This window comes from Chimaeribacter arupi (genome assembly GCF_002858805.1).
Taxonomy (GTDB): domain Bacteria; phylum Pseudomonadota; class Gammaproteobacteria; order Enterobacterales; family Enterobacteriaceae; genus Chimaeribacter; species Chimaeribacter arupi.
This window is the reverse complement of record NZ_PJZI01000025.1, coordinates 60,383-76,825: the sequence shown is the minus strand read 5'-3', so window position 1 is coordinate 76,825 and position 16,443 is coordinate 60,383. Positions and strand designations below refer to the sequence as shown.

The 16,443-nt window shown below is 64.8% G+C and carries 19 protein-coding genes; 13 read left to right on the top strand and 6 right to left on the bottom strand.

Annotated features, from left to right (window positions below):
• Window positions 1-503: 503 nt before the first annotated feature.
• Window positions 504-2,036, bottom strand: coding sequence for an FAD-dependent monooxygenase (locus CYR52_RS14975; RefSeq protein WP_101828871.1), 1,533 nt, complete (start codon window positions 2,034-2,036; stop codon window positions 504-506).
• Between the two features lie 42 nt (window positions 2,037-2,078).
• Window positions 2,079-2,954: a LysR family transcriptional regulator gene (locus tag CYR52_RS14970; RefSeq protein ID WP_072926933.1), complete on the bottom strand. Its 876-nt coding sequence runs from the start codon at window positions 2,952-2,954 to the stop codon at window positions 2,079-2,081.
• Between the two features lie 96 nt (window positions 2,955-3,050).
• On the opposite strand from CYR52_RS14970, the gene CYR52_RS14965 reads away from it, so the two are divergent.
• From CYR52_RS14965 to CYR52_RS14950, 4 genes are all read left to right on the top strand, one after another.
• Window positions 3,051-3,560: a phenolic acid decarboxylase gene (locus tag CYR52_RS14965; RefSeq protein ID WP_072926799.1), complete on the top strand. Its 510-nt coding sequence runs from the start codon at window positions 3,051-3,053 to the stop codon at window positions 3,558-3,560.
• A 121-nt stretch (window positions 3,561-3,681) separates the two neighbouring features.
• Window positions 3,682-4,152, top strand: a complete 471-nt coding sequence (locus tag CYR52_RS14960) for a DUF3237 family protein (RefSeq protein WP_101828870.1) — start codon at window positions 3,682-3,684, stop codon at window positions 4,150-4,152.
• A gap of 86 nt (window positions 4,153-4,238) precedes the next feature.
• Window positions 4,239-4,469: an AbrB/MazE/SpoVT family DNA-binding domain-containing protein gene (locus CYR52_RS14955; RefSeq protein ID WP_101828869.1), complete on the top strand. Its 231-nt coding sequence runs from the start codon at window positions 4,239-4,241 to the stop codon at window positions 4,467-4,469.
• The gene (locus CYR52_RS14950) at window positions 4,466-4,774 is read left to right on the top strand and encodes a type II toxin-antitoxin system PemK/MazF family toxin (RefSeq protein WP_101828868.1); all 309 of its coding nucleotides are present in this window, start codon (window positions 4,466-4,468) and stop codon (window positions 4,772-4,774) included. The genes CYR52_RS14955 and CYR52_RS14950 overlap by 4 nt, the downstream gene beginning before the upstream one ends.
• Window positions 4,775-5,296: 522 nt before the next feature.
• Here CYR52_RS14950 and hpxZ read toward each other — a convergent pair.
• The 4 genes from hpxZ to CYR52_RS14930 are packed head-to-tail and all read right to left on the bottom strand — an operon-like array spanning window position 5,297 to window position 8,910.
• Window positions 5,297-5,683 (bottom strand): oxalurate catabolism protein HpxZ, encoded by a 387-nt coding sequence (gene hpxZ, locus CYR52_RS14945; RefSeq protein WP_072926794.1) that lies wholly within the window; start codon window positions 5,681-5,683, stop codon window positions 5,297-5,299.
• 34 nt (window positions 5,684-5,717) lie between these two features.
• A complete protein-coding gene (locus CYR52_RS14940; RefSeq protein ID WP_101828867.1) occupies window positions 5,718-7,115 on the bottom strand; it encodes an AtzE family amidohydrolase in 1,398 nt (465 codons plus the stop codon).
• Window positions 7,112-7,309: an oxalurate catabolism protein HpxX gene (hpxX, locus tag CYR52_RS14935; RefSeq protein ID WP_072926790.1), complete on the bottom strand. Its 198-nt coding sequence runs from the start codon at window positions 7,307-7,309 to the stop codon at window positions 7,112-7,114. Before hpxX ends, CYR52_RS14940 begins: the two co-directional genes overlap by 4 nt.
• Window positions 7,310-7,323: 14 nt before the next feature.
• On the bottom strand, window positions 7,324-8,910 hold the full coding sequence (locus CYR52_RS14930; protein ID WP_072926788.1) for a gamma-glutamyltransferase family protein: 1,587 nt from the start codon (window positions 8,908-8,910) through the stop codon (window positions 7,324-7,326).
• A gap of 129 nt (window positions 8,911-9,039) precedes the next feature.
• On the opposite strand from CYR52_RS14930, the gene CYR52_RS14925 reads away from it, so the two are divergent.
• The 9 genes from CYR52_RS14925 (at window position 9,040) to uraH (ending at window position 16,441) form a co-directional block, all read left to right on the top strand.
• Window positions 9,040-9,879 (top strand): MurR/RpiR family transcriptional regulator, encoded by an 840-nt coding sequence (locus tag CYR52_RS14925; protein WP_101828866.1) that lies wholly within the window; start codon window positions 9,040-9,042, stop codon window positions 9,877-9,879.
• Between the two features lie 240 nt (window positions 9,880-10,119).
• Window positions 10,120-10,911, top strand: a complete 792-nt coding sequence (locus tag CYR52_RS14920) for a transporter substrate-binding domain-containing protein (protein WP_072926784.1) — start codon at window positions 10,120-10,122, stop codon at window positions 10,909-10,911.
• Between the two features lie 9 nt (window positions 10,912-10,920).
• Window positions 10,921-11,589, top strand: a complete 669-nt coding sequence (locus CYR52_RS14915; protein ID WP_072926782.1) for an amino acid ABC transporter permease — start codon at window positions 10,921-10,923, stop codon at window positions 11,587-11,589.
• Window positions 11,589-12,242 (top strand): amino acid ABC transporter permease, encoded by a 654-nt coding sequence (locus tag CYR52_RS14910; protein WP_101828872.1) that lies wholly within the window; start codon window positions 11,589-11,591, stop codon window positions 12,240-12,242. Before CYR52_RS14915 ends, CYR52_RS14910 begins: the two co-directional genes overlap by 1 nt.
• A complete protein-coding gene (locus CYR52_RS14905) occupies window positions 12,223-12,966 on the top strand; it encodes an amino acid ABC transporter ATP-binding protein (RefSeq protein WP_072926778.1) in 744 nt (247 codons plus the stop codon). The genes CYR52_RS14910 and CYR52_RS14905 overlap by 20 nt, the downstream gene beginning before the upstream one ends.
• 48 nt (window positions 12,967-13,014) lie before the next feature.
• Window positions 13,015-14,262 carry a pyridoxal-phosphate-dependent aminotransferase family protein gene (locus CYR52_RS14900; protein ID WP_101828865.1) on the top strand — a complete coding sequence of 416 codons (1,248 nt, stop codon included), beginning with the start codon at window positions 13,015-13,017 and terminating at the stop codon, window positions 14,260-14,262.
• The gene (gene hpxK, locus CYR52_RS14895; protein ID WP_072926774.1) at window positions 14,262-15,551 is read left to right on the top strand and encodes an allantoate amidohydrolase; all 1,290 of its coding nucleotides are present in this window, start codon (window positions 14,262-14,264) and stop codon (window positions 15,549-15,551) included. Before CYR52_RS14900 ends, hpxK begins: the two co-directional genes overlap by 1 nt.
• A gap of 63 nt (window positions 15,552-15,614) precedes the next feature.
• Window positions 15,615-16,109, top strand: a complete 495-nt coding sequence (uraD, locus tag CYR52_RS14890) for a 2-oxo-4-hydroxy-4-carboxy-5-ureidoimidazoline decarboxylase (protein ID WP_072926771.1) — start codon at window positions 15,615-15,617, stop codon at window positions 16,107-16,109.
• Window positions 16,106-16,441 carry a hydroxyisourate hydrolase gene (gene uraH / locus CYR52_RS14885; RefSeq protein ID WP_101828864.1) on the top strand — a complete coding sequence of 112 codons (336 nt, stop codon included), beginning with the start codon at window positions 16,106-16,108 and terminating at the stop codon, window positions 16,439-16,441. The genes uraD and uraH overlap by 4 nt, the downstream gene beginning before the upstream one ends.
• The last annotated feature ends 2 nt before the right edge of the window (window positions 16,442-16,443 follow it).

Genomic DNA, 16,443 nt, shown 5'->3' with positions numbered 1-16,443 from the left:
TAGAAAGTTTCGGTTGCTCATATGTATTTGTCTGCCTGTCCCTCTGAGCCTCAACCGAGCAGGGCGCGCCAGTGCGCTCGCCCTGCACCCGCGCACTTTCGGTGCCCCGGCTGAATCATTGCCCGCTCTCGCGGGTGACCCTCACTCCGCCTCCGGGCTAATCGGGCCGCCGCAGACACGCTCCCGGCGTGGCTGCGACTCTCGCGGACGTCCTGTCCGCTCGCCCGGCCCTGCGGCTCCATTCGGCAATGATTTTTACACCCCCCGCCGGACTGCAAATTCTTGGGTATGTAAGGAAAGGGTAGGGGAGGGCTTTTAACTGACAGCGAACGAAGCCACGTTCTGCGGCTCCATTCGGCAATGATTTTTACGCCCCCGCCAGACTGCAAATTCTTGGGTAGGTAAGGAAAGGGTAGGGGAGGGCTTTTAACTGACAGCGAACGAGGCCACGTTCTGCGGCTCCATTCGGCAATGATTTTTACGCTCCCCACCACCTCTGCCTTTTACGCCTGTGCGGCACTGACCCGGAATCCCTGATCCTGCCAGTAGTCGGCGAGGCGGGTGACGTCGGCGTCGCGGTCGGCCAGCGCGACGTAGGTGTCGGGGCGCAACAGGTAGAGGGCGTTGCGCTTTAGCCCGGCGCGGTGGCAGGCGTCATCCCAGGTAAACTGGTGCAGCGGCAGGTGATGGGCGGCGCACCAGTGGCGCAGGTCGGGGTGCGCGTCGCCGTAAACATGCACCTGCCACACCATGGCACTCAGGCTGGCGTGGTTATCACTTTCCGCCCGCGCCAGCCACGGCAGCCGGTCACCGCCCCGCACCTCGCCGGCCACGCCTGCGCTCAGCGGGCTGTCGGGGTAGGCCAGATCCAACTGGGACACAGTGCGGAACAGCAAACGGCGTACCGCGCCCAGGCTGTAGGCCATCCCGGCCACCAGCGGGAAAATGTGCGTACGGATAAAATCGGCTTTGTACCCCCCGGCCGTGATGGCTGAAAATACCCGGTCAGTGGTGGCGACCAGCTTCAGCGCAAAGGCGCGGCGCTCGTGCTCATAACTGTCAAGCAGGCGCGCCGGGGCGTCGCCGCGCACGACCGCCGCCAGCTTCCACGCCAGATTCACTGCGTCACCAATGCCGGTATTCATCCCCTGGCCGCCCGCCGGGCTGTGGACGTGGGCGGCGTCACCCAGCAGGAAAACATGCCCGTGGCGGAAATGGTCTACCACCCGGTGATGCACCTTATAGGTGGAAAACCAGTGCACGTTTTCCACCTGCAACCCCAGGTTACGCACTGCCCGGTCGCTGATATCGTCAAACGTCAGCGTCTCCGGCCGCTGGGCGCGTTCATCCCGGACAACGCCGACCAGCCGCATCTGCTGTTCGCCCTTCAGCGAAAAGATCGCGACGAAATCCGCTTCCTCGATATCCACATGCACACCGCCGTGGGTGACCGCGCCGCGCCCTTCAATATCCGCCACATAAAATACCTGCGCATACGTCCCGCCGGGAAAGCCCAGCTGAAGCTGGTGGCGCACCGTTGAACTTGCCCCGTCACACCCGGCCAGCCAGGCGGCACGGCAATGCCCGTCACGGCCATCCGGCAGGCGCAGAGTCACGTCCACGCCGTCCGGCTGCTCCTCAAACGCCAGCAATTCGGTGTTGCGCTCCACCGTGACGCCAAGCTCAGCAAGCCGGGATTCCAGCAGGCGCTCGTGCTCGTCCTGCGGGTAGATCAACACAAAGGGGAAGGGGGTGAGACCGGCTGCGGCGCGCTGGAGCGGCACCACGCTCTTTTTCTTGCCGCCCGCCCAGAGGGTCAGCGAGGGGTTAGGGTGCCCGGCGGCGATGGCCGCCATGCTCAGGTCAAGCTGGCGGTAGAGTTCCAGCGTGCGCGCCTGCACCGCCAGCGCCCGCGACGTGGTGCCCGCTGCGGCGCGTTTATCAATAATCCGTACGCTGATGCCCTGGCAGGTCAGCCACAGGGCCAGGGCCAGCCCGGTTGGCCCGGCACCGGTAATCAGTACGTCAGTTTTCATACGCTTCTCCCGTGTCCCAGGATCACGCCATAAGCATAGTGCCTATCCCGGCAAGCCGTCGCGGAACATCGCCGCGAGGGTAGTGACTTCTTCGTCAGGGGGCGTGATGTCGTGCCGGATGATCAGGTGCAGCGGGGTGGTGCGGCGTTCGCCGTGGCTGAGCGGCAGGATCTTCAGGCTGCCGTCAGCGAGTTGCGGCGCGATGCGCTCCTCCGGCAACCAGCCATAGCCAACCTGGTAGATCACCGCCTCAATCGCCGCCTCCACCGTGGAGAACGTCCAGAATTCAGCTGTGGCGGAACGCTCATCACGCGCCGCGTCGCGATCCAGAATGCGGATGAGCGGGTAACGCGCCAGATCCTCCCCGCTCAGTGGGGCAGGCAGTTGGTGCAAAGGGTGGTTGGCATGGGCCACCGCCACAAAATCGATGTTCATCAGCCACTGGCCGCGCCCGGCCATATCCTGCCGCCGTGAGAGCACCATCAAATCGGCCTGCGACTCCCCGGCATGTTCCGTCTCACTGTTGAGCACTTCCGTCAGGTGCACTTGCGTCAGCGGGTAGCGCTGCTGGAACCCGCGCAGGATCGGGAACAGCCGGGCGCGCGGGAAGATGGTGTCCACCAGCAGGTCGAGCCGCACGCGGCGGCCGGTACGCAGCGTGGCGGCGCGCGCCTCCACATATTCAAACGCGCGCAGCAGCGGCCGCACCTGCGCCAGTAAAATTGCCCCGGCCGGGGTCAGCACCGCCCGCCGGCCTTCCGGCACCAGCAGATCCACCCCCAGCCGTTGCTGCAACAGCGAAATATTATAGCTGACGGAGGACTGGCTGCGGTTCGCCGCGTCTGCCGCGTTGGCGAAGCTGCCGTGGTCAATCACGCTCTGTAACAGCGCCCACTGTTCCAGCGTCGTCTTATTCATATTCATCATCTTTTTCGATAGGTATCGGCTAAAAATAGCGTTATTCATCGGGCTGATAAAGGTCTACAGTATATTTATCAACCAAGGAGATGACCTATGAGCACATTTGATAAACATGATCTGAGCGGTTTTATCGGCAAACATTTGGTTTACACCTATGACAACGGCTGGAACTACGAGATTTATGTCAAAAATGGCAACACGCTGGATTACCGTATCCACAGTGGGCTGGTCGGCAACCGTTGGGTGAAAGACCAGCATGCTTATATCGTCCGTGTGGCCGGTGATGTGTATAAAATTTCCTGGACGGAGCCTACCGGTACCGACGTCAGTCTGATCGCGAACCTCGGCGACAAGGTTTTCCACGGCACGATTTTCTTCCCGCGCTGGGTGATGAATAATCCGGAGAAAACGGTGTGTTTCCAGAATGAGCATCTGTCTGAGATGGCTGCCTACCGTGAGGCCGGCCCGGCGTACCCCACAGAAGTGATCGACGAGTTTGCCACCATCACCTTTGTGCGTGATTGCGGCGAGAATGACGACACCGTCATCAACTGCCCGGCCAGTGAGCTGCCGGCGGATTTCCCGAATAACCTGCGGGCTTGATGGTGTGCATCCGGGGCGAATGCGCCATGTTATGAGGCGCATCACAAGGAAAGGATTGTGGTCGCCCCGGACTTTCAGTTAACGTTTTCCCGGACCCTGATTTGTCACCCAAGGACTGGCCATGACCCCCGAGCTTTCCCTCTGTTTTTCCCTGTCGTTAATTGTCGGCACACCCACCATCGTCAGCCGCTCCCCTGAATACGGCAAACGCCAGTTGATCCCGATCCTGTCCGGCACGCTGTCGGGCGCGCTCAGCGGCCACGTGCTGCCGGGCGGCGTAGACAGCCAGGTAATCGACGCCGACGGCCTTTGCCGTCTCTCTGCCCGTTATGCGGTTGAAACGGGTGACGGCGACCGGTTTTACATTGAGAACAACGGGCTGCGCCGCATTCCTGCCGCCTGGCGATCCCGGTTGTTTGATGACGATCTGGCCTTTTTCAGCGAGATCCCACCCGGTGAGATTTACTTCCGCACCACGCCCCAATTTGAAGTGTACAGCGATCGTCTGCGCTGGCTGACGGAGAACCTGTATATCGCCAGCGGCGTCCGCCGCCCCGGCGGGCTGGATATCCACATCTACCAGGTAAAGTAGTTGTTACCCTTTGTAGATACAATGTTGATACATAGCTAGCGGAGTGTTAGGGTGTATCGACATTGTAGAGACATGGGTAAGAGCGGATGAGACAAACGATCAAGCGGTGGGGCAACAGCCCGGCGGTACGGATTCCGGCGGAGCTGATGAAAGCGGCGCATTTGCGGCTGGATGACGAGGTGGAGTTAAGCCTCGACAACAAAGGGCGGATTCTGCTTGAGCGGGCGGAGAAGACGCTGACGCTGACGATGCTGTTGGATCAGGTCACGGCTGAAAACCTGCACCCTGAGTTAATAGCCGGTGAGGATAACGGATGATTGAATACGTACCGGACGCGGGGGACGTGGTATGGCTGCGGACTGCAAATGGCCATCAGGTGGTGCTGGTAATCAGTGCGCAGGCGTACAACCGCCGCGTCGGGCGGATGTTATGTTGCCCGGTCACGGTGGATCTCAAAGGTTACCCGTTTGAAGTGCCGCTGGGCGGTGACCCGGCGAGTGCCGCGCTGGCTGATCAGCTCACCAGCCTGGACTGGCGCCCCCGCGACGCCCAACTCCGCGGCCGCGCCGAGCCCCCCGCCCTCAACGCCGTCCGCAAACTCGCCCATGTTTTGATCGGCTAACAACGCCAACCCTATTCCTTCCTTACATACCCAAAGAGTTGCAGCCCGGTAGTGGCGTAAAAATCATTGCCGAGTGGAGCCGCAGGCTGAGAGTACATGCGCGTTCAGTAAAAAGAATCTCCCCCTACTTTTTCCTTACATACCCAAAGATATGCAGTCTGGTGGGGGCGTAAAAATCATTGCCGAGTGGAGACGAAGGGCCGGGCGAGCGGGCAGGACGCCCGCGAGAGGTACAGCCACGCTGGGAGCGTGTCTGTACCGGCCCGAACAGCCCGGAGGCGAAATGAGGGTCACCCGCGGTAGCGGGCAATGATTCAGCCGGGGCACCCAGGCGCGGGGATGCAAGGGGCGAGCGCCTACGCGCCCCTTGCGCGGTGGCGGCAGCGGGGCCGCAGAAAGACAGCGGGCGTCTGCCAACGCAACAAACCTCGAGCCAACGCAACCCACCTCGATCCCAGTTAGCGTCCGCGTATGCCAACGCAATCCCCCCTCGATCTAAAGAAAGGGGAATGGAAGGGGAAATCACCCCTCCATCAGACTCACATGCGCCGCCACAATCCGCCACCCACACGGCAACCGTACCCAGGTCTGTGTCTGGCGGCCGATCTTTGTGCTGCCCTCGCGGCGGAACTCCGTGCAGGCGATGCCCATATCCTCCCCGAAGGTCGTCAGGGTGGTGTTCTCCAGCGTCCGGTCTAATCCCTGAGACGGGCGGTGCAGCCGGAAATCCCGGATTGCCTCAATGCCGTACAGGTTCTCCCCGGCCCCGTAACGCACAGTGCGGGCGTCGTGCCAGAACAGCTCATCCAGCACCGCGATGTCATTGCTTACCAGCGCCTGTTCATAGCGATAGAAGGCGGCATTCAGTTCCGCCAGGATCGCCGGACGATCGATATGTTCACTCTTCATGTTTTCTCCCCGGTTAAAAATGCCCGCCGGGCGCTTACCCGGCGATGCCTGCGTCCACCTTCACCACGCCTTGCTGCTCCAGCGCGCGGGCGGCACGCAGGCAGAGATCTTCACGCCACGGCGGCGCAATCAGTTGCACGCCGATCGGCAACCCGCCCGCCGTGGTCAGCGGCACCGTCACCACCGGCAGGCCAAGGAAGGAGATCGGCTGCGTCAGCATCCCCATGCTGGCGCGGGTCGGCAGATCCTGCCCGTTGATGCGGATGCTCTCCTGGCCGATCGGCGTGGCGCAGCAGGGCGTCGCCGGGGCAATCAGGATGTCCCATGCTTTAAACAGCGGCTGCACCTGTTGCTGAAGGTGGCGGCGGAAACGCTGCGCCTGAACATACCACGCCGCCGGGATCATCGCCCCGGCCAGCAGCCGCTCGCGTGACAGCGGCTCGAACTGCTCCGGCATCGTACGCAGCAGCGGCAGGTACTGGTTGCCGCCCTCCGACGCGGTAATGATAAACGCCGCCGAGCGCGCCAGCGCTGCCTGCGGCAGCTCAAGCTCAGCCTGCGCCTCCAGCGCCTGCGCTACCCGCGCCACCGCCGCCCGCGCATCGTCATCGCAGCCGTCGGCAAAAAAGCCGCCGAGCACCGCGGTGCGCAATCCTTCCCGGCCGCGATCGAGCAGCGGGGCGGTCAGCGTCACCGCTTCGTCAGCCTGGAACGCATCCTGCGCGTCCGGCCCCTGCAACGCGTCATACACGGCGGCCAGATCGGCACTGCTGCGCGCCATTGGCCCGATATGGTCGAGGCTGGCGACAAACGGCTGGCTGCCGTGGCGCGACAGGCGGCCAAAGGTCGGTTTCAGGCCGAGGATGCCGCACAGCGAGGCGGGCACGCGGATCGAGCCGTTGGTGTCGCTGCCGAGGGCGAAGTTCACCAGCCCGGCCGCCACCGCCGCGCCGGAACCGCCGGAGGAACCCCCGGCAATCCGGCTCAGGTCACGCGGGTTACGGGTCGCGCCGTAGTGGCTGTTCTCGGTGGTGAAGCCGTAGGCGTAGGCATCCATGTTCAGCATCCCGGCCAGCAATCCCCCGGCCTGCGCCAGCCGCTGCACGGCGGTGGCGTCCTGCTGCGCCGGGGGGTGTTGGCTGAAGAGGCGGGCACCGGCCAGCGTCACGGCGCCTGCGACATCAAACAGATTTTTTACCGCATAAGGGATGGCAGCCAGCGGCGGCAGAGCAGCCCCGCGCGCGCGCCGGGCATCCACGGCGTCAGCCTCGCGCAACAGGCGATCTTCCGTCACCTGGGTAAAGGCGTTGATCGCCGGGTTCACGCGGGCAATCTTCTCCAGCGTGGCGGCGGCAATCTCACGGGCGGAAACTTCGCCCTGTTGCAGCGCAGTGCGCAACCCGGCAATCGGGCCGGTCAGCAGGGCATTCATGCGCGGTACACCCCCGCGATCTCCAGGCGTTGATCGAGCGGCAGCGCCATCAGCGGTTCTGCCATCGCGGCGATGCGGGTGAACTGCGTCAGCAGTTCCTGACGGCGTGCGTCATCCAGTTCCAGCGCCAGCATCGCTTCCATCTGGTGCAGGTAGGCCGCCCAATCCGGGGCGGGCAGGGTTTGTGTGGTCATTTCTCTCTCCTGAGTCAGAATCCGGCGGCACTGCCGTTGCTGCGCGGGTCAAACGCGCCTTCGAACATCCCATTGGTATGGCGCACAATCGCGCCCGCATGGCCCACCGCTTCGCTGTAGTCCGGCAGCCACTCCACCTCATGCCCGCGCTGTCGCAGGGTTTCTGCGGTGGCCTGATCAAGGCGCCCTTCCAGTTTCAGCGAGTCGGAGCTGTCGCCCCAGGTGCGGCCGAGCAGCCAGCGCGGGGCGCTTATCGCCTGTTGCAGCGGTTTGCCTTGTACCACGTGGCGCACAAACAGCGCCGCCTGCGTCTGCGGCTGGCCGTCGCCGCCCATCGACCCATACACCAGCGTGCGGCCGTCATAGAGCCGCGCCGCCGCCGGGTTCAGGGTGTGGAACGGCTGTTTGCCCGGCACCAGCGCCAGCAGGTGCCCGCTTTCCAGGCTGAACGACGCCCCGCGGTTCTGCCACAACACGCCGCTGCCGGGCAACAGCACGCCGCTGCCGAACTCGTGGTAAATGCTCTGGATAAATGATACCGCCAGCCCGCTGCTGTCCATCACGCCGAGCCACACGGTGTCGCCCGGCCCTTTGCCTTTCCCCCACGGGGCGGCCTGGTGCGGGTCAATCTGAGCGGCCAGGGCATCCAGGTGCGCCGGGTTGAGCAGCGCCTGCGCATCCTGCGTCATCTGGCGAGGGTCGGTGATAAAGCGGTCACGCAGGCCAAACGCCAGTTTGGTGGCCTCGACGATGCCGTGCAGGGTGTCAGCCTCGTTGCTCTGCGCCAGATCCAGCCGGTCGGTTATCCCGAGGATCGCCTGCGACACCAGCCCCTGCGTCGGCGGCGTCAGGTTAAACACCTCACCTTTACTGTGTTGCAGCCGCAGCGGCACCCGGCGTTTCGGGCGGTAGGCGGCCAGATCCTCGCGGGTGACCGGCATCCCGCAGCTCGCCATCTCATCGGCCATCTGATCCGCCAGCGTGCCGCGATAGAAACTCTCCAGCCCCTCTTCGCACAGCAGCGACAGGGTGCGCGCCAGCGCCGGTTGGGTGAAACGGCTGCCGCACAGCGGGATCTCACCGCCGGGCAAAAATACCTCCGCAAAGGCCGGGTAATGCGCCAGCTCAGCGTATTTGCTGCGGGTGGCCGCCTCTTGCGACGCGGTGACCGGCACCCCGTCAGCGGCATAGCGCAGCGCGTCACGCAGCAGCCGGTCCAGCGGCAACTGCTCGCCGCCCAGCTCGCGGCTCACCTGTAACGCCTCATGCCAGCCGCCCACCGTGCCCGCCACCGTCAGCGCCGCGCCGGGGCCACGGTGCGGGATGCACGCCTGCCCGGCGTAACGCTCCGGGGTGGCGAGGCTGCCCGCCGCCCCGCTGGCGTCTATCGCAACCGGATCACCCTGCGGCGGCACAATCAGCCAGAAGCCGTCGCCGCCCAGCCCGTTCATGTGCGGGTAGACCACGGCGATGCTGGCGGCCGCCGCGACCATCGCCTCAATGGCGTTGCCGCCGTCACGCAGCACCGCCAGCGCGCTCTGGCTGGCGAGGTGATGGGGCGTCACGGCCATGCCGAGCGGGGCGCAATTACTGTTTATCATGCCGATTCCTCTGTTTGCCCCGGCAAGGGGCGGATTCACAGGCAGAAATCAAGCAAGAGGCGTTCCACTTTGCCGGGTTGCCTGTTACCTTGCCTGCAACAGCGTGAAACAGAGGTTGCAGGGGAGCGGATGAAACAGATTGATGAACGGCTGCGCAGCCACTATGCCGCGCTGACGCCGCAGGAGCAGCGGGTGGCAGACTTTATTTTCGACCACCCCGACCACCTGATGAGCCACAACAGCGCCGAGCTGGCGCGGCTCAGTGGGGTCTCCAAGGCCACCGTCAGCCGGTTGTTCCGGCGGCTGGGCTACGCCAGCTACCGCGGGATGCGTGACGAGGTGCGGGCGCTGCGCCAGAGCGGCCTGCCGCTCACCGACAACCGCGACGCGGTGGAGGGTAACACCCTGCTGGCGCGCCACTACAAGCAGGAGATGGCCAACCTGACCCAGTGGGTGCACCAGATCGACGCCGGGCAGTTTGGTGAGGTGATCGCGGCGCTGGCGGCGGCGCAGCGGGTGGTGCTGATTGGCTTTCGCAACAGCTACCCGGTGGCGCTGCACCTGCGCCAGCAGTTGTTGCAGATCCGCCCCGGTGTGCTGCTGGTGCCGCAGCCGGGCCAGACGCTCTCTGAGGAGCTGGTGGATCTCACCCCGGACGATGTGGTGATCTTTGTGGCGTTCCGCCGCCGTCCGCGTGCGGTGCGCACCCTGCTGGCACAGTTGCAGGCGCAGCAGGTGCCGGTGGTGCTGGTGTGCGAACCGCAGGCCGCGTCGCTGTTGCCGCTGGCGCGCTGGCACCTGGCCGCGCCGCTCGACAGCGTCTCCGCCTTTGATGCCTACTCGGCGGCGATGAGCCTGGCCAACCTGCTGAGCAACGCGCTGCTGCACCACCTGCTGGCCAGCGGCCGCCAGCGCATCCATCAGATTGCCGATCTCTACGGTGACCTCGACGAGCTGGAGCAGCGCTGAGCGCCTGTCTCTGCCCCCATACAGTGCGGTTGCACTGATCCCCTGCACCTGATTGATGCGCTGCACGCCCGCCGTGCAGTGCCTCGTCCCTGCCGCCTCCCCACTGATTTTTGCCATTAACCGGGGCGCTGTCGTGAGATAACGCACCGGGTTTCCGCCGGGTGATTCTTGGCACATTCGTTGCAGGATGGCAGGTATAAGAATCTATCGTTTCATCTTTCGCACCCCGGAGATATGCTCATGACATTCAGAAAATCGTTTCTCGCCCTGGCTGGGGCGGCCCTGCTGGTGATGCAGGCATCGGCCGCGCTGGCTGACCAACTGCAACAGATCCAGCAGCGCGGCGTGCTGCGGGTGGCGGTGCCGCAGGACTTCCCGCCGTTCGGCTCGGTCGGCACCGATCTCCAGCCACAGGGGTATGACATCGACATGGCGCACTACCTGGCCGACAAGATGAAACTTAAGTTGCAACTGGTGCCGGTCACCAGTGCCAACCGCGTGCCTTACCTGCAAACCGACAAAGTGGACCTGGTGATCTCCAGCCTGGGTAAAAATGCGGAGCGCGAGAAGGCGATCGCGTTCAGCCGGGCTTACGCGCCGTTCTTCCTCGGCGTGTTCGGCCCGAAAGGCGAGGCCCTGAGCGATGCCAGCCAGCTCGCCGGCCAGAGCATCGGCGTGACGCGCGGCGCGGTAGAGGACATGGTGCTGAGCGGCATGGCGCCGAAAGAGGCGCAGCTCAAACGGTATGAGGACAACAACACCACGCTGTCTGCCTACCTTTCCGGCCAGGTGAAATATGTGGCGACCGGTAACCTGGTGGTGGCGGCCATCGCCCGCCAGAACCCGGCGAAAGCGCCGGTGGCGAAATTCATGCTGAAGGATTCCCCGTGCTACATCGGGCTGCGCAAGGATGAACCGGCGCTGAAGGCCAAAGTGGATGCCTTGATTGGCGAGGCGCTGAAAGACCAGACGCTGAACACGCTGTCGGAAAAATGGCTGAAAGCGCCGTTGCCGGCTGACCTCGGCGCGTAAGGAGCAGACATGACCTACCAGCTCAATTTTCCGGCCCTGTGGCCCTCTCTGCCGGAGCTGCTGGCGGGGCTGCTGACCACCCTCGGGCTGACGGCGCTGGCGACGGTGGGCGGGATTGCCCTCGGCATCTGCGGCGCGGCGATCCGCTGCGGCAACCGGCCGGTGCTGCGCGCCCTCTGGGGCGGGTATGTGGAGGTCATCCGCAATACGCCGTTCGTGGTGCAGCTGTTTTTTATTGTGTTCGGCTTGCCGGGCCTTGGCCTGAAACTCACGGCCGGGGAAGCGGCCCTGCTGGCGATGCTGGTTAACCTGGGCGCTTACAGCACCGAGATTATCCGCGCCGGCATCCAGGCCACGCCGAAAGGGCAGTGGGAAGCCGGGCGGGTGCTTGGGCTGTCGCGCGCGCAAACCTTCCTGCGGGTGGTGTTGCCGCCGTCGCTGAAGCGGATTTATCCGGCGCTGGTGAGCCAGTGCATCATTGTGATGCTCGGCAGTTCGGTGGTGTCGCAGGTGTCATATGAAGAGCTGACCTTCGCCGCCAACCTGATCCAGTCGCGCACCTTTTTAAGTTTTGAAGTCTATCTGGTGACCACGCTGTGCTACCTGCTGCTGTCGATAGTGATGCGGCACGTGCTGATGGCGCTGGGCCGCCGGGTCTTTGGGGGCGTCGCGGCATGATGACATTTACCGACTGGGACATCCTGCGCAACCTGTTGCTGGCGGCGCGCTGGACGCTGTTGCTGTCGCTGGTGGCGTTCCTCGGCGGCACGCTGGTGACGCTGCCGTTGCTGCTGCTGCGCCTGAGCCGCCGCCGCTGGCCGGTGCGGCTGGTGCGCGGTTATGCGGTGCTGTTTCAGGGCACGCCGCTGCTGATGCAGCTCTTTCTGGCCTTCTTCGGCCTCGGCCTGTTCGGCATTGATGTCAGCCCCTGGGCGGCAGCGGCGCTGGCACTGACGCTGTTCACCAGCGCGTTTCTGGTGGATATCTGGTTCGGCAGCATCGATGCCTTGCCGAAAGGGCAGTGGGAGGCGTCGCGCTGCCTCGGCCTCACCTTTGGCCAGACGCTGTGGCGGGTGATTGTGCCGCAGGCCCTGCGCATCGCCATCGCGCCGACGGTGGGCTTTTCGGTGCAGGTGGTCAAGGGCACTGCGCTGGCCTCCATCATCGGTTTCATTGAACTCACCAAGGCGGGCACCATGCTGAATAATGTGACCTATCAGCCGTTTAAAGTCTTTGGGCTGGTGGCGCTGGGCTACTTCCTGATGTGTTACCCGCTGTCGCGTTACAGCCACTACCTGGAGAGGAAATTCCATGCCGCTGATCACCATTAATCAGGTTCAAAAATATTACGGCAAAAACCATGTGCTGAAGGGCGTGGATCTGGATATCGATATGGGCGAGGTGATCTCAATCATCGGCCGCAGCGGCTCCGGCAAAAGTACCCTGTTGCGCTGCATCAACGGGCTGGAGGGGTATCAGGAGGGCAGCATCAAACTGGGCGGCATGACCATCACGGACAAGGAGTCGCAGGCGCGGGAGATCAGCCGCTCCATCGGCATGGTGTTCCAGAACTTTAACCTCTTCCCGCACATGACCGCGCTGGAGAATGTGATGCTGGCACCGCGCCGGGTGCTGGGCAAAAGTGCCGCGGAGTGCCGGGCGCTGGGCGAAGAGATGCTGAACAAAGTCGGGCTGGGCGACCGGATGCACTATGCGCCGGCCAACCTCTCCGGCGGCCAGCAGCAGCGCGTGGCGATTGCCAGGGCGCTGGCGATGAACCCGAAAGTGCTGTTGTGTGACGAGATAACCTCCGCGCTCGACCCGGAACTGGTGGGCGAGGTGCTGAAAGTGCTGGAGCAACTGGCGAAAGAGGGCATGACACTGGTGCTGGTCACGCATGAGATGAACTTCGCCCGCGAAGTGGGTGACCGCGTGATCTTTATGCATCAGGGGAAAGTGTGGGAGCAGGGCGAAAGCCGGGCGCTGTTTGCCCGCCCGCAAACACCGGAACTGCAACAATTTATCGCATCGGTGCGCGGGCTGAAAGAGGCCTGAGGCGCAGCGGTGACCCTGTTTGATGATAATGAAGTAAGGGAGTGAAACATGACCCACTACGGACAACTCAACCCGCCCGCCCGCCTGCTGATGGGGCCGGGGCCGATTAACGCCGACCCGCGCGTGCTGCGGGCGATGGCGAGCCAGCTGGTCGGGCAGTATGACCCGGCGATGACCGGCATGATGAACGAAGTGATGGCGCTCTACCGCGGCATCTACCGCACCGAAAACCGCTGGACACTGCTGGTGGACGGCACCTCCCGCGCCGGGATTGAGGCGGTGCTGCTCTCCGGCATCCGCCCCGGTGACAAAGTGCTGGTGCCGGTATTCGGCCGGTTCGGCCACCTGCTGTGTGAAATCGCCCGCCGCTGCCGCGCCGAGGTGCACACCATTGAGGTGCCGTGGGGCGAGGTGTTTGACCCGCAACAGATTGAGGACGCGATCAACACCGTGAAGCCGCGCTGGTTGCTCACGGTGCAGGGCGACACCTCCACCACCATGCTCCAGCCGCTGGAGCAGCTGGGCGAGATCTGCCGCCGCCATGATGTGCTGTTCTACACCGACGCCACCGCCTCCGTGGCCGGTAACGCGCTGGACACCGACGCCTGGGGGCTGGATGCCGTCTCCGCCGGGTTGCAGAAGTGCCTGGGCGGCCCCTCCGGCAGCTCGCCGGTCACCATCAGCCCGCGTTTCGAGGCGGAAATCCGCCGCCGCAAATGCGTGGAAGAGGGCATCCGCACTGCTGAACACACCGACGGCAGCGAGGAGATGATCTACTCCAACTATTTCGACCTCGGCATGATCATGGATTACTGGGGGCCGGAGCGCCTCAACCACCACACCGAAGCCACCAGTATGCTGTTCGCCGCCCGCGAGTGCGCCCGCGTCATCCTGGAAGAGGGGTTGGACCAGACCATCGCGCGCCACCGGCTGCACGGCGGCGCACTGCTGGCGGGCATCCAGGGCATGGGGCTGGAGGTGTTCGGCGACCAGAACCACCGCATGAACAACGTGCTCGGCGTGATGATCCCGGACGGCATCCACGGCGAGCAGGTGCGCCAGCTGCTGCTCAATGATTTCTCGATTGAGATCGGCACCTCGTTCGGCCCACTGGCCGGCAAAATCTGGCGCATCGGTACCATGGGCTACAACGCCCGCAAAGATTGCGTGATGCAGACCCTGACGGCGCTGGAGGCGGTGCTCAACCGGCTTGGCTTCCGCTCCACCCAGGGCGAGGCGCTTCAGGCTGCCTGGAACCATTACGATCACCACGCCGCCCCGGCAGGAGGCCGCTGATGCCTGCATGTTCCCCCACTGCACCGCCCGCGCTGGCCGCGGAACAGCGCCGCGCCGCCGGGCAGCGCATCATGGCGCGCTGTGCGGCGCTGGCGGAGATCAGTGAAACGCCGGGCGCGCTGACGCGCGTCTACCTCTCGCCGGAGCACCTGCGCGCCAACCAGTGCGTCGCGGCCTGGATGGAAGCGGCCGGGATGCGCGTCTGGCAAGACAGCGTCGGCAACATCTGCGGGCGTTATGAGGCGCACACACCAGGCGCGCCGGCGCTGCTGCTGGGGTCGCACCTCGACACGGTACGCAACGCCGGGCACTACGACGGGATGCTCGGCGTGCTGGCGGCGATTGAGGTGGTGGCTGAGCTGCACCGCACCGGCCGCCGCTTGCCGGTGGCGCTGGAGGTGATCGGCTTTGCCGATGAAGAGGGCACGCGCTTCGGCATCACCCTGCTCGGCAGCCGCGGCCTCACCGGCACCTGGCCGCCGGAGTGGCTTTCGCGCACCGATGCCGACGGCATCAGCGTGGCGCGGGCCTTGCTGGCCGCGGGGCTGGACCCGGCGCGCATCACGGCGGCGGCCCGGCCGCCTGACGCCTTCTGCGGTTACCTGGAGCTGCACATCGAACAGGGGCCGTGCCTCGAAGCCGCTGACCTGCCGCTCGGCGTGGTCACGGCGATCAACGGTGCGCGGCGGCTCAACTGCGTCTTTACCGGCGAGGCGAACCACGCCGGGACGGTGCCGATGGGGCAGCGCAAAGACGCGCTGACGGCGGCGGCGGAGTGGACGCTGGCGGTGGAACGCATCACCACTGAACGCGGGCAGCACCGCGTCGCCACCGTCGGCACCCTGAACTGCCTGCCGGGCGCGGTCAACGTGATCCCCGGCGAAGTGCGGCTGTCACTCGACATCCGCGGCCCGGAAGAGGCGCCGCTGGCGGGCCTGCTTGCTGAACTGCTGGCAGAAGCGGAACAGATCGCCGCCCGGCGCGGGTTGCAGTTCTCCGCCGAGCAATTTTACGCCATGCCCGCCACCGCCTGTGACGCCAGGTTGCAAGCGCACCTCAGCCACAGCGTGGCGGCCGTGCAGGGGCGCAGCCTCAGCTTGCCGAGCGGCGCGGGGCATGACGCCATCGCCGTGGCGGAGTGCTGGCCGGTGGGGATGCTGTTTGTGCGCTGCGATCGCGGCATCAGCCACCACCCGGACGAATCCGTCCACGAGGCCGATGTGGCCGTTGCCGTGGCAGCGTACTTCTCTGCCGTGCTGGCCATCGCCGGGGAACCGGTGCCGGTGTGACGTTTGTGCATTCCGGCACGCGTTTTGCACCGTCCTTTCTGCCGGGCTGCTTCAGGAGTAACGATGAACCTCAATGACTTTAATGCGCTTTCTGCGGAACGCGCGATGGCCCTGCTGCGCCCTTGTGTGGCGATCCCGGCCTGGGCAGAGCAGGTGGTCGCCGGGCGGCCTTACGCCTCGCACACGGCATTACTCGCGGCGGCACAGCGGGCCGCCCAGGGCTGGCAGGCGGCTGACCTGACGCTGGCGCTCAGCGCCCACCCGCGCATCGGCGAGCGCGCCGCCGGGCCGGGTGCGGAAGCGGCGTTTTCCCGCCGTGAGCAGGCGGGCGTGGATGCCGGTGCGCCCACCGCCGCCGCGCTGCGGGCCGGCAACCTGGCCTATGAGCAGCGGTTCGGCCGGGTATTTCTGGTGCGCGCCAAAGGGCGCAGTGCCGAAGAGATGTTGGCGATTCTGCACCAGCGCCTGGCGAACAGCCCGGCGCAGGAGCAGCAGGAGAGCCTGGAACAGTTGCGGCAGATTACGCTGCTGCGCCTTGAGGAGCTGATTACGCCATGACTACCCTTACCACCCACATTCTTGATACCGCGCTCGGCCAACCGGCGGCGGGCGTGGCCGTCTGGCTGGTGCAGATCACCGACGGGCAGGAGCAGGTGATCGCCCGCAGTGAAACCAACCAGGACGGCCGCGTCACTGACCTGACGCCGAAGCCGCTGCCCGGCGGCCATTACCGCCTGTGCGCGGACATCGGCCGCTATTTTGCGCAAAGCGGGCGGGCGTCACTCTATCTTACCGCCATCCTCGACGTGCAGATTGACGCGGCACAGGCGCACTACCACCTGCCGCTGCTTGTCGCCCCTTACGCCTATTCCACTTATCGCGGGAGCTGACC